This window comes from Paraburkholderia sp. 31.1 (assembly GCF_014397645.1).
GTDB classification, from domain to species: Bacteria; Pseudomonadota; Gammaproteobacteria; order Burkholderiales; family Burkholderiaceae; genus Paraburkholderia; species Paraburkholderia tuberum.
This window is the reverse complement of record NZ_VZQN01000027.1, coordinates 78,182-90,612: the sequence shown is the minus strand read 5'-3', so window position 1 is coordinate 90,612 and position 12,431 is coordinate 78,182. Positions and strand designations below refer to the sequence as shown.

Genomic DNA, 12,431 nt, shown 5'->3' with positions numbered 1-12,431 from the left:
TGGTAGTCAGTCCGGCTGCAGCTGACGGGCAAAGAAAAAGCCTCGCGGATGCGAGGCTTTTTTCATGGCGCCGGCGGGAGGGCAAAGGGTGCACGGCGGTTGGGCGGCCACCCCCTTTACTAATGCTGGCCGTGCGAGCCATGTGAGCCGTGCCCGCCGTGCGCATGGTCCTGCTGCGGCTGCGGGCGGTAGCCGAGCGATTCCGAAATCATCAACGCGGTCTGGCTCAACTGCCCGAGCCATGAATCCTGCAAACGATCGGCCGGCGCCGACAGCGACAGCCCCGCGACCAGCTTGCCGGTATCGTCGTAGATGCCGGCGGCGATGCAGCGCACGCCCAACTCCAGTTCCTCGTTGTCGCGCGCGCAGGCCTGCTGGCGCACATGCGACAGCTCGCGCTCGAGTTTCGCGAGATCGGTGATGCTGTTCTGCGTGTGGCCCGACAGACCGGTGCGTGTTGCGTAGGCACGCACGCGGGTGGCTTCGTCGGCCGCGAGGAACAGCTTGCCGACCGAGGTCAGATGAAGCGGCGCGCGCCCGCCGATCGCCCGCACCACCTGCATGCCCGAGCGCTCCGAATACGCGCGTTCGATATAGACGATTTCGTCGCCCTGACGCACCGACAGGTTCACGGTCTGCCCGGTCTCGCGGTGCAGCTCGCGCATCGGCGTGAGCGCCGCGTCGCGCACCGACAGGCGCGCCTTGACGAGATTGCCCAGTTCGAGCAGGCGCATGCCAAGACGGTAGGTGCCGGGGTCTGAACGGTCGACCAGCCGGCACATCACCATATCGTTCAGGATGCGGTGCGCGGTGGATGGATGCAGCTCCGTGCGGATGGCCAGTTCTTTCAGGCTGACCGGGTCGCTATGCGCCGCCAGTGCGTCGAGCAGGCGCATCATGCGTTCGATCACCTGGATCGAAGTTTTGGGATCCGGGTTCGTATCGCTCATATGAGAATCGGTGGATGCGTCAAACAGCGAAAACTGATTGTATCTCGTATTGTGAAAAAAGCGAACGCTTCGAGGCGCGCTTCCAACCCGGCGCGGCGTGCTTCCTATGCCTTCCGGCCGTTGGTATTGCACCGGCAAACAGCGGATAATCAGGGACGTTTCCCCGCAAGGAGGGCTCATGCGAGTCGGATTGTTCGTCACGTGCCTGATTGACCTGATGCGTCCCGAGATCGGTTTTTCGGTCATCAAGCTGATCGAAGGCGCCGGTTTCGAGGTCGTGGTGCCGCCCGCGCAAACCTGTTGCGGGCAACCTGCGTATAACTCGGGAGACCGCCGCCTCGCGCGCGACCTTGCCGAGAAAACGCTGCGCGAGTTCGAACAGTTCGACTATGTGGTGGTGCCGTCGGGCTCGTGCGGCGGCATGATCCGCGCGCACTACGGCGACCTGTTCCGCGACGATCCCGAACTGATGAACCGTTTCGGCCGCCTGCGCGGCAAGGTGTTCGAGCTGACGGATTTCCTCGTCAACGTCGCGAAGGTGCAGTTGCAACCGGGCGAGTTCGCGGGACAGGTGACTTATCACGACTCGTGTTCGGGCTTGCGCGAACTGGGCGTCAAGGAACAGCCGCGCGAACTGCTCGCGCAGGTCGGCGTCGCGGTCACCGAGATGAAAGGCTGCGAGCATTGCTGCGGCTTCGGCGGCACTTTCGCGGTCAAATACGGCGATATCTCGACCGCGATCGTCGACGAAAAGTGCGCGAACATCGCCGCGAGCGGCGCCGGTGCGGTGGTGCTCGGCGACCTCGGCTGCATGTTGAATATCGAAGGGCGGCTGCGCCGCAACGGCGACTCGACGACGCGCGTGCTGCATATCGCACAGGTGCTGGCCGGCGACGTGTAATCCCCGCGCGGCGAACACCGCCATTGTTCGCGTCACGTTTATCTGGTCTGTCACGCATTGCGTCGGGCGCGAATGCGCCGCGCGTTTCAATCCGATCTCATCAGGGCCGCCATGCAAGTCCAATCGATGCAGTTCAAGGCTCGCGCCGGCCAGAAACTCGCCGACCAGCGCCTGCAGCAGAACCTGACCAAGCTGTCCACGAAGTTCGTGTCGGCGCGCGCGAGCGCGATGACCGCGATCGATTTCCCCGCGACGCGGGCCGCGCTCAAGGAGCGCCGTGATCGCGCGCTCGAGAATCTCGACGTGTGGCTCGAAACCTTCGAGCGCGAGGCGACCCGGCGCGGCGTGACTGTGCTGTTCGCGGAGACCACGCAGGAGGCCGCGCGGCTCGTCGGCGACATTGCGCGCAAGCACGGCGTGAAGAAGGTGATCAAGACCAAGTCGATGGTCACCGAGGAAATGCGTCTGAACGAAGTGCTCGGGCAGATGGGCGTGCAGTCGATCGAAACCGACCTTGGCGAATACATCCTGCAGATCAACGACAACGAGCCGCCAAGCCACATCATCGCGCCGGTCGTTCACAAGGATAAGGACGAGATCGCCGATCTGTTCGCGAAGACGCACGGCCGGCCGCGGCTCACCGAGATTCCCGACATGACGCGTGAGGCGCGCGAGATGCTGCGGCCGCACTTTCTGAGCGCGGACATGGGCGTGACGGGCGGCAATTTCATCATCGCGGAAACGGGCTCGGTCGCGGTCGTGACCAACGAGGGCAACGAAGGTATGTGCACGGTGATGCCGCGCGTGCATGTCGCTGTCACCGGCATCGAGAAGGTGCTGCCGACGCTCGAGGATCTCGCGACGGCTATGCGCCTGCTGCCGCGTTCGGCAACCGGCCAGGCCACCTCGAACTATTTTTCGATGCTGACCGGGCCGCGTGGCGCGGGCGATCAGGATGGGCCCGAGCATATGTACGTGGTGCTTGTCGACGGTGGCCGCACAGGGCTGATCGGCGGCGACTTCCAGGAAATGCTTCGCTGCATCCGTTGCGGCGCGTGCATGAACCATTGTCCGGTGTATCAGAAGGTCGGCGGGCACGCATATGGCTGGGTCTATCCGGGGCCGATGGGGTCGGTGCTGACGCCGAGCTATGTTGGCATCGACAAGGCGCTCGACCTGCCGCAAGCGGCGACGTTATGCGGCGAATGCAATAGCGTGTGCCCGGTCGGTATCCCGCTGTCCGATCTGTTGCGCAAGCTGCGCGAAAAGCAGATGGAGCGACACCTGCGGCCGTGGAAGGAGCGCGCCGGGTTGGCGCTGTGGGGCTGGCTCGCGCTGCATCCCGATGCCTATGCGCTGTTTACCAAACTCGCCGTGCGCGTGCTGGAGCGCATGGGTGGGCGCAATCGGTCGATCGCCAAACTGCCGCTCGGCGGCGCGGGCTGGACCGATACGCGCGACATGCCGGCGCCGGTGGGTCGTACGTTCCGCGAGTTGTATGCCGCGCAGCGCAGCCATATTGGCTGAGCGGGCGGCATTGGGGTTGGTTTGACGGCTGCGCGCTCGCGCAGCCGTCGAAATGGGCGAAGGAGGCGGCGGGATACTTCAGCGCCGCTCCGTCTTCAATGTTCGGTCATCTGCCCCGGCTGACGCGCGGGCGCATTTCTCCCCAAATCGTTGCCTCGTCCACCGCCATTGCCGGCTTGCGGCTGGCCCGGCGGCGGGCCGCCCGCGCCGGGGTGCGGGCCGCCATTGGCACCACCAGGGCCGTGCGGACCGCCCGCTGCGCCCTGCGGCGGCGGGTCGCCGTGCGGTTGTCCAGGACCGCCGCCATTGTTGCCATGACCGTTGCCGTGATCGCCGTGGTGCCAGTCGTTGTCGTTCGGATGACCGCGATCCGGATAGCCGCGATAGCCAGAGCCCGGCGCCGGGCCGTAGTAGCGTCCCGGACCGTAATCGCCGTAGCCGAGGTACACATTGGTTTGCGGCACGACCGCGGCACCCGGCGCGTATGCGGAATCGTCATAACTGTTGTAGCCGCTATAGGCGCCGTAGCCGTTGCCGTACATCGGCGTGCCGTCCGGATAGACCGCGCAGCCGCCGAGCAGCGCGGCGGCCACCAGGCCAGCGAGAGGTGCAATGCGTTTCATTTTGTGGGACCGATGCCAGTGCAAAGAAATGTAAGGGTAAGAATAAGAATAAGACCGTCATTGTCGCCGTCCGTCGCGGCGGCTTTGTATGCGTTTGTAAGCTTTACTTTTGTGTGCCAGCGATGCGCCAATCGATCCCGAAAGAGGTCTCACTTGACTGTTTCGTATCAAGCAACGATCTATCTCGCGCGGGCGAGTTTTTCCCGATTGTGAATTCCTATAGCATCTCGTTAGGGCATAGTGCGTCACAAACTCATGCGCCCCTAATTGAAAAACACATCATGAAAAAGACAATATCGGTGTACTGGCCCCTAGCCATCGTTGTACCGCTCGCGGTGCTCGCCTTTCTGCACGTCAACGGCCAAACCGCTTCGCGCGCTTCGCAGATGCCGCTCGACGCCAACCATCTGACCGCCGAACTCGCACGCGCGGTGTCGTACGGCATGATCGACACGGCGTCGGCATTGCCGGCCAAGCCGATGCGTGCCGCCACGGCGACGCCGCTCGCCGAGGCATCGTAAGCCGGCGCGGCGGACCGCGACGCTCCGAAGCCGGTGATCTTGCTGGCTGCGCCCCGCTCGGCGCGAATCTGTCGAGATTTGTATAATCGCGGCGCAGTCCGCTGACTGCCTGACGACCTCACGCGCGGCGCCTCGGGCGTCGAAAATCCCTGATGAAAACTGTGTCCATCTGTTTCGTTTGCCTCGGGAATATCTGCCGTTCACCGACGGCGGAGGGCGTGATGCGTCATCTGGTCGACGAGGCGAAGCTTGCGGACTGCATCCTGATCGATTCGGCCGGCACCGGCGATTGGCACATCGGCGCGGCGCCCGACGAACGCGCGCAACACGCGGCCCGCCAGCACGGCTATGCGCTCGACGCGCTGCGCGGCCGCCAGATCACGGTCGCGGACTTCGAGCGCTTCGATCTGCTGATTGCCATGGACGACCGAAACGTCGCCGCGTTGCGTCAACTGTGCCCGCCCGCACAGCGCGACAAGATCCGTCTGCTGATGGAGTTCGTGCCTGAGTCGGATGGCCGCTGGAGCGGCGCGCGAGAGGTTGTCGATCCGTATTTCGGCGGCGTGGAAGGCTTCGAGTTGGTGCTCGATCAGTGCGAAGCAGCCTGCCGCGGGCTGATCGCCGCGCTGCGCCCGCAGTTGCTCGCGTAGGCATCGAGCGAAGAACGCAGACGCACCACACGGGTGGGGGCGCGGCGTCGACGTATGGCGATCAATTAAGCGAATGACACAAAATTTAGCGCCCATACTTGACTAAATCGCTCATGTATTTATACTTGACCAAACTTGTCGAGAATTGCGGTTCCCACATCATATGAGACTCACCACGAAAGGCCGTTTCGCCGTCACGGCGATGATCGACCTGGCGCTGCGCCAGGAGCAGGGCCCGGTGACGCTTGCGGGTATCAGCCAGCGCCAACACATCTCCCTGTCGTATCTCGAGCAGCTGTTTGGCAAGCTGCGCCGTCATGAAATCGTCGAATCCGTGCGCGGACCGGGCGGTGGCTACAATCTCGCGCGCCGTGCCGAAGAGGTGACGGTGGCCGACATCATCATCGCGGTCGACGAACCGCTCGACGCCACCCAGTGCGGCGGTAAGGGCACATGCGAAGGCACCAAGCAGCACGACGGCCACTGCATGACGCATGAGCTGTGGTCGACGCTGAACCAGAAAATGGTCGAATACCTCGATTCGGTTTCGCTGAAGGATCTGGTGGATCAGCAGCGTTCGCGCGAAGGCACGCCGGCCGTGCTGCGCGACAGGCGCAACGACGCGCCGGCGGTCGAACCCGTGCGCGTGGCGCCCAAGGGTCCCAATTCCGTTTTCAACATGGCCGGTTCGTGAAGCGCGGCACGCAAAAGAAAACCCTCGCCGCAGCCCCATATCGAACCCAGAAGCCAGAGCACATGACGTCCCCGGAGCAATTGATGAATAACGACTCTCTCCATCTGCCCATCTACATGGACTACAGCGCCACGACGCCGATCGATCCGCGTGTGGTGGACAAGATGATCCCGTATCTGCGCGAGCAGTTCGGCAATCCCGCGTCGCGTAGTCACGCTTATGGCTGGACCGCCGAGCGCGCAGTCGAGGAAGCGCGCGAGCAGGTGGCCGCGCTCGTGAACGCCGATCCACGCGAAATCATCTGGACCTCGGGTGCGACGGAGTCGGACAACCTCGCTCTGAAAGGTGCCGCGCACTTCTACAAGAGCAAGGGCAAGCACATCATCACGGTGAAGACCGAGCACAAGGCGGTGCTGGACACCACCCGCGAGCTCGAGCGCGAAGGCTTCGAAGTCACCTATCTGGATGTCAAGGACGACGGTCTGATCGACCTCGACGCATTCAAGGCGGCGCTGCGCCCGGACACGATTCTGGTGTCGGTGATGTCGGTCAACAACGAGATCGGCGTCATCCAGGACATCGAGGCGATTGGCGAGATCACGCGCGAGAAGGGCATCATTTTCCACGTCGACGCGGCGCAGGCCACCGGCAAGATCCAGATCGATCTGCAGAAGCTGAAGGTCGACCTGATGTCGTTCTCGGCGCACAAGACCTACGGCCCGAAGGGCATCGGCGCGCTTTACGTGCGTCGCAAGCCGCGTATCCGTATCGAGGCGCAGATGCACGGCGGCGGTCACGAGCGCGGCATGCGTTCGGGCACGCTCGCCACGCACCAGATCGTCGGCATGGGTGAAGCGTTCCGTATCGCGCGTGAAGAGATGGCGACCGAAAACGAGCGCATCCGCATGCTGCGTGACCGGCTGCTGAAAGGCCTGTCGCAAATCGAGGAAGTGTATGTGAACGGCGACATGGAAAAGCGTGTGCCGCACAACCTGAACATCAGCTTCAATTTCGTCGAAGGCGAATCGCTGATCATGGCGGTGAAGGACGTCGCGGTGTCGTCGGGCTCGGCGTGCACATCGGCGTCGCTGGAGCCGTCGTACGTGCTGCGAGCGCTTGGCCGCAACGACGAACTCGCGCACAGCTCGATCCGCTTCACGGTGGGACGCTTCACGACCGAGCAGGAAGTCGACTACGTGATCAACCTGCTGAAGTCGAAGATTTCCAAGCTGCGCGATCTGTCGCCGCTGTGGGAAATGCACAAGGACGGGATCGATCTGTCGACCATCCAGTGGGCCGCGCACTGACGCGCCGGCTGGACGAAGCGGACATCGAACGTTCATCGCATTGCAGGTTGAAACGAATCAAGGAGTGTAATCATGGCTTATAGCGACAAGGTCCTCGACCACTACGAAAACCCGCGCAACGTCGGTTCCTTCGCGAAGGACGACGACACGGTCGGTACCGGCATGGTCGGCGCGCCGGCCTGCGGCGACGTGATGAAGCTGCAGATCCGCGTCGGCGCGGACGGCATCATCGAAGACGCGAAGTTCAAGACCTACGGCTGCGGCTCGGCCATCGCATCGAGCTCGCTCGTCACCGAATGGGTGAAGGGCAAGACGCTCGACCAGGCGATGTCGATCAAGAACACGCAGATCGCCGAAGAACTGGCACTGCCGCCGGTGAAGATCCACTGCTCGATCCTCGCGGAAGACGCGATCAAGGCAGCGGTCGCCGACTACAAGCAGCGCCACGGCGAAGCAGCGCTTGCCGAAGACGGCAAGGCCGCCTGAGCAACTGGGTAAGAACGGAGTAACCGGTGAGCGCGGCGCGGACACGCGCGCCGCGCGCTCTGGCAACTGAGAAACGTTATGGCAATTACGTTGACCGAAAAGGCAGCACAGCACGTCCAGAAGTATCTGACCCGCCGCGGTAAGGGCATCGGGTTGCGCGTCGGCGTGCGCACCACCGGTTGCTCGGGCCTCGCCTACAAGCTCGAGTACGTGGACGAAGTCGCGCCTGAAGATCAGGTGTTCGAGACGGGCGGCGTGAAGGTCGTCGTCGACCCGAAGAGTCTCGCGTATATCGACGGCACCGAGCTCGACTTCGCACGCGAAGGGCTGAACGAAGGCTTCAGGTTCAACAACCCGAACGTGAAAGACGAATGCGGCTGCGGCGAGTCGTTCCGCGTCTAGATTCGTTACCTTCCGCGTGCGGCGGATAAAAGGCGGCGCGGGCCGCCTTTTTAGTTTGATCCGCGCTCCACTGAACCGGTCACGCCTGACAAGGCCCGACTTCTCCACTCCAGTTTTCATCAACGGACTTTAATCCGATGGCCTCGCTGAACGACAGCCACTTCGATCTGTTTGGTCTGCCGGCGCAATTCGCGCTCGACGCGAGCACGCTCGATCACGCGTACCGCACCGTGCAGGCGCAGGTGCATCCGGATCGCTTCGCGGCGGCCGGCGATGCGCAAAAGCGTATCGCGATGCAGTGGGCGACGCGCGCGAACGAGGCCTATCAAACGCTGCGCGATCCGCTCAAGCGCGCGACCTATCTGCTGTCGTTGCGCGGCATCAACGTCGGCGCGGAGAACAACACGGCGATGGAGCCCGCGTTCCTGATGCAGCAGATGGAGTGGCGCGAGAACATCGAGGACGCGGCCGCGGCGAAGAACGTCGACGCGCTCGACGCGCTGCTCATCGAGTTGCGCGACGAGGAGCGTCGGCGCTTCGACAAGCTCGGCGCATCGCTCGATCACGGCGCGAATCAGGCGGCGGGCGAGGCGGTGCGGCAGCTGATGTTCATCGAGCGCGTCGCGTCGGAAATCGATGCCCAGATCGAGCGGCTCGAAGGCTAGCGCGGTTTCGCGCGACGCGCGCAAAAGCGCGGCGCGGGCAAGCAGCAACAGTAGGCAGCGACGTAGTAAGCGACAAACAAAAAAGCCAGAGCGGCCGCGAGCCGCGGCATCACCCCAGCAACGCGAACATTCAGGACGGGGCACAACGTCCCCGAGAAGATCCAGATGGCCTTACTGCAAATCTCCGAACCCGGCATGGCGCCGGCGCCTCACCAGCGGCGTCTGGCGGTCGGTATCGATCTCGGCACCACCAACTCCCTCGTCGCCGCCGTGCGCAACGGCCTGCCCGATGTGCTGCCCGACGAAGACGGGCACGTGCTGCTGCCGTCGGTGGTGCGTTACCTGGAGCAGGGCGGCCGTCGCATCGGCCGCCGGGCGAAGGCCGAAGCCGCGACCGACCCGCGCAACACGATCGTGTCGGTCAAGCGCTTCATGGGCCGCGGCAAGGCCGAGGTGGAGGGCGCCGAAAACGCGCCGTACGACTTCGTCGATGCTCCCGGCATGGTGCAGATCCGCACCGTCGACGGCGTGAAGAGCCCGGTCGAGGTGTCGGCTGAAATTCTCGCGACGCTGCGCCAGCGCGCCGAAGACACGCTCGGCGACGAACTCGTCGGCGCGGTAATCACGGTGCCCGCTTACTTCGACGAAGCGCAGCGCCAGGCGACCAAGGACGCCGCGCGCCTCGCGGGGCTGAACGTGCTGCGTCTGCTCAACGAACCGACCGCTGCGGCGATCGCCTACGGTCTCGACAACGGCGCGGAAGGTTTGTACGCGGTCTACGACCTCGGCGGCGGCACCTTCGACCTGTCGATCCTGAAGCTCACCAAGGGCGTTTTCGAAGTGCTCGCGGCGGGCGGCGATTCCGCGCTCGGCGGCGACGACTTCGACCATGCGCTATATCGCCATGTGCTCGAACAGGCCGGCATCGCGTCAAAGACGCTCGCGCCGCACGACGTGCGCCTGCTGCTCGATAGCGTGCGCGAGGCCAAGGAGGCGCTGTCGAGCGCGTCGCACACTACCCTCGAGCTCACGCTTGCCAACGGCACCGCGCTCGATCTGACGATCGACGAAGCCACTTTCGAGACCATCACGGCCGCGCTGGTGCAACGCACGCTGGGCCCGACGAAAAAGGCGCTGCGCGACGCGAAGGTCACCACGAAGGAAATCAAGGGCGTCGTGCTGGTCGGCGGCGCGACGCGCATGCCGGTGATCCGCCGCGCGGTCGAGGCGTTCTTCGGCCAGCCGCCGCTCGTCAATCTCGATCCGGATCAGGTCGTCGCACTCGGCGCCGCGATCCAGGCCGATCTGCTCGCCGGCAACCGCGGGGCGGAAGGCGACGAATGGCTACTGCTCGACGTGATTCCGCTGTCGCTCGGCGTCGAGACGATGGGTGGCCTCACCGAAAAGATCATTCCGCGCAACTCGACGATTCCAGTCGCGCGCGCGCAGGATTTCACGACCTTCAAGGACGGCCAGACCGCGATGGCGATTCACGTCGTCCAAGGCGAGCGCGAGCTCGTCAGCGATTGCCGTTCGCTCGCGCGCTTCGAGCTGCGCGGCATTCCGCCGATGGCCGCCGGCGCCGCGCGCATTCGCGTGACCTATCAGGTCGACGCCGACGGCCTGCTGTCGGTGTTTGCGCGCGAGCTGGCGTCGGGCGTGGAGGCATCGGTCGTCGTGAAGCCTTCGTATGGCCTCGCCGACGACGACATCGCGCGCATGCTCGAAGACAGCTTTTCGACCGCTGAAATCGACATGCGCGCGCGCGCATTGCGTGAGGCGCAGGTCGAAGCGCAGCGTCTCGTCGAAGCGACCGACGCGGCGCTCGCCGCCGACGCCGAGCTGCTCGACGACAGCGAACGCGCCGAACTCGACGCGCTGCTCGCCGCGCTGCGCAACGTCGCGCCAGCCGAAGACGTCGGCGCGATCGAAGCCGCGACGAAGGCGCTCGCCGAAGGCACCGACGAATTCGCCGCGCGCCGCATGAACAAGGGAATTCGCCGCGCGCTGTCGGGCCGCAAGCTCGACGAGATCTGAACGGGCGAGCGTAGCGGCAGCAACGTGCACGCGACGCGCGCTCAGGCCACGCACGAACTGCGCCCCCCACGAACCACCGATCGCGCCCGCGCGGACTTAAAAAGTCCGCGCGGCGCCAGTAAAATGGCACGGAGCCTGCACCCGGCATTGCTGGCAGCCGCCGTGCCTCAGACCCAAACGGAAACTGTATGCCTCAAATCGTTGTGCTGCCTCACGTCGAACTGTGCCCGGAAGGCGCGGTGATCGACGCCGTTCCCGGCAAGAGCATCTGCGACAACCTGCTCGATAACGGTATCGAAATCGAGCATGCGTGCGAGAAGTCGTGCGCGTGCACGACCTGCCACGTAATCGTGCGTGAGGGTTTCGCCGCCTTGACGCCATCCGAGGAAGACGAGGACGATCTGTTGGACAAGGCATGGGGGCTGGAACCGGCTTCGCGCCTGTCGTGTCAGGCGGTCATGCCGGACGAGCAGGATCTGGTCGTCGAAATTCCGCGTTACTCGATCAATCACGCGAAGGAAAATCACTAACAGGAGGGTGCCGCCATGAAGTGGACCGATACGCAAGACATCGCGATGGCTCTGACGGACAAGCATCAGGACGTCGATCCACAGCAGGTGCGTTTCACCGACCTGCACCGCTGGGTGACCGAGCTCGAAGGCTTCGACGACGATCCGAACCGTTCGAGCGAAAAGATTCTCGAAGCGATTCAGGCGGCATGGATCGAAGACGCGGATTATTGAACGCGTGTTCGAACGGATGCATTGAACTCCAAAGAAAAGGCGATTCCGATGGAATCGCCTTTTTTCATGGCGCGTCGACGAACGTTGGGCGCCGAGCTCAGCTCAGTCGGCGACGAGGCCGCCGTTCTGAACGCGCACGCGCTCGCCGTCGCGCAACGGCGGCGCCTGGCTATAGGTGAAGTAGCGCGTCTTGCCGTCTTCCATGTGCACGCGCACCGAATAAGACGTCGTGCTGCGCAGATGTTTTTCGACCGAGTTGCCGGCGAACCCGCCGCCTAGCGCGCCGAGCAGCGTCATCGCAGTACGCCCGCCGCCGGCGCCGAATTGATTACCGACGACCCCCCCCGGCCACCGCACCGCCGACCGCGCCAATGCCGGTGCCATGTCCTTCATGCCGAACCGCCGAGATCGCGACGACGGTGCCGCAAGTCGAGCAATAAGCGGCATGCGGCGCCGGCTGCTGCGCATACTGCGGCGCGGCCTGTGCCTGCTGTTGCTGCGCGTATTGCTGCTGGGTTGGAGCGGCGGCAGGGGCGGCCGGCACCGCTTGCTGAGCCTGATCTTGCCGCTGTTGCGCAGATGGCTTGACCGGCGCGGCCGAATCCACGACGCCTGGCGCTTGCGTGCTGACCTGCGCGGCCTGCGTCTGATCGTTCTGTGCGCCGTTACCCGACGCCTTCGGGAACACGCCGGTGATCGCCGCGGTAGCGACGAGACTCGCGACGAGCACCGCGCCGGCGGCCACCGCGATCAAGGGATGAAGACGACGTGGCTGCGTGGGTTGATGAGTAGGGTTGTCCATATAGGGCCTCCGTTTCTGACAGAGCCGACTTCTTGTGAGACTGAGTGTCGGGCAATTCGATCCGGGCAGCGTTTCTATTTGTAACCGCTCAGGTGGCGCCCTCGGGCGTGGGTAGGCGCCCTT

The 12,431-nt window shown here is 64.2% G+C and carries 14 protein-coding genes and 1 pseudogene; 12 read left to right on the top strand and 3 right to left on the bottom strand.

Annotated elements, in window-relative coordinates; all coding sequences use genetic code 11:
• Nucleotides 1-119 precede the first annotated feature (119 nt).
• Nucleotides 120-950: an IclR family transcriptional regulator gene (locus F6X37_RS21500; RefSeq protein WP_090800805.1), complete on the bottom strand. Its 831-nt coding sequence runs from the start codon at nt 948-950 to the stop codon at nt 120-122.
• Nucleotides 951-1,128: 178 nt separating this feature from the next.
• On the opposite strand from F6X37_RS21500, the gene F6X37_RS21495 reads away from it, so the two are divergent.
• Nucleotides 1,129-1,851: a (Fe-S)-binding protein gene (locus tag F6X37_RS21495; RefSeq protein WP_187612681.1), complete on the top strand. Its 723-nt coding sequence runs from the start codon at nt 1,129-1,131 to the stop codon at nt 1,849-1,851.
• 111 nt (nt 1,852-1,962) lie between these two features.
• Entirely contained in the window at nt 1,963-3,378 is a 1,416-nt protein-coding gene (locus F6X37_RS21490) for a lactate utilization protein B (RefSeq protein ID WP_187612680.1), read from the top strand.
• 95 nt (nt 3,379-3,473) lie between these two features.
• On the opposite strand, the gene F6X37_RS21485 is transcribed toward F6X37_RS21490, so the two are convergent.
• Nucleotides 3,474-4,001, bottom strand: a complete 528-nt coding sequence (locus F6X37_RS21485; protein ID WP_187612679.1) for a hypothetical protein — start codon at nt 3,999-4,001, stop codon at nt 3,474-3,476.
• A gap of 281 nt (nt 4,002-4,282) precedes the next feature.
• Here F6X37_RS21485 and F6X37_RS21480 point away from each other — a divergent pair, with 281 nt between their 5' ends.
• The 10 genes from F6X37_RS21480 (at nt 4,283) to iscX (ending at nt 11,506) form a co-directional block, all read left to right on the top strand.
• The gene (locus F6X37_RS21480) at nt 4,283-4,522 is read left to right on the top strand and encodes a hypothetical protein (RefSeq protein WP_184067533.1); all 240 of its coding nucleotides are present in this window, start codon (nt 4,283-4,285) and stop codon (nt 4,520-4,522) included.
• Between the two features lie 152 nt (nt 4,523-4,674).
• Nucleotides 4,675-5,172, top strand: coding sequence for a low molecular weight protein-tyrosine-phosphatase (locus tag F6X37_RS21475; RefSeq protein WP_187612678.1), 498 nt, complete (start codon nt 4,675-4,677; stop codon nt 5,170-5,172).
• 163 nt (nt 5,173-5,335) lie between these two features.
• Entirely contained in the window at nt 5,336-5,866 is a 531-nt protein-coding gene (gene iscR, locus F6X37_RS21470) for a Fe-S cluster assembly transcriptional regulator IscR (protein WP_018417524.1), read from the top strand.
• A gap of 83 nt (nt 5,867-5,949) precedes the next feature.
• Nucleotides 5,950-7,173 carry an IscS subfamily cysteine desulfurase gene (locus F6X37_RS21465; protein ID WP_090805366.1) on the top strand — a complete coding sequence of 408 codons (1,224 nt, stop codon included), beginning with the start codon at nt 5,950-5,952 and terminating at the stop codon, nt 7,171-7,173.
• Nucleotides 7,174-7,245: 72 nt separating this feature from the next.
• Nucleotides 7,246-7,659, top strand: coding sequence for a Fe-S cluster assembly scaffold IscU (gene iscU, locus F6X37_RS21460; RefSeq protein WP_090800797.1), 414 nt, complete (start codon nt 7,246-7,248; stop codon nt 7,657-7,659).
• Between the two features lie 78 nt (nt 7,660-7,737).
• The gene (gene iscA, locus F6X37_RS21455) at nt 7,738-8,061 is read left to right on the top strand and encodes an iron-sulfur cluster assembly protein IscA (RefSeq protein ID WP_090800794.1); all 324 of its coding nucleotides are present in this window, start codon (nt 7,738-7,740) and stop codon (nt 8,059-8,061) included.
• Nucleotides 8,062-8,198: 137 nt separating this feature from the next.
• Nucleotides 8,199-8,726 (top strand): Fe-S protein assembly co-chaperone HscB, encoded by a 528-nt coding sequence (gene hscB, locus F6X37_RS21450; protein WP_090800792.1) that lies wholly within the window; start codon nt 8,199-8,201, stop codon nt 8,724-8,726.
• Nucleotides 8,727-8,891: 165 nt separating this feature from the next.
• Complete coding sequence (gene hscA / locus F6X37_RS21445; protein WP_187612677.1) at nt 8,892-10,763, top strand: Fe-S protein assembly chaperone HscA; 1,872 nt, start codon at nt 8,892-8,894, stop codon at nt 10,761-10,763.
• 188 nt (nt 10,764-10,951) lie between these two features.
• On the top strand, nt 10,952-11,293 hold the full coding sequence (gene fdx / locus F6X37_RS21440; RefSeq protein ID WP_090800789.1) for an ISC system 2Fe-2S type ferredoxin: 342 nt from the start codon (nt 10,952-10,954) through the stop codon (nt 11,291-11,293).
• A gap of 15 nt (nt 11,294-11,308) precedes the next feature.
• Nucleotides 11,309-11,506: a Fe-S cluster assembly protein IscX gene (gene iscX / locus F6X37_RS21435; protein ID WP_027198111.1), complete on the top strand. Its 198-nt coding sequence runs from the start codon at nt 11,309-11,311 to the stop codon at nt 11,504-11,506.
• A gap of 102 nt (nt 11,507-11,608) precedes the next feature.
• Here iscX and F6X37_RS21430 read toward each other — a convergent pair.
• A pseudogene (locus F6X37_RS21430) lies at nt 11,609-12,308 on the bottom strand (glycine zipper 2TM domain-containing protein).
• Between the last annotated feature and the right edge of the window lie 123 nt (nt 12,309-12,431).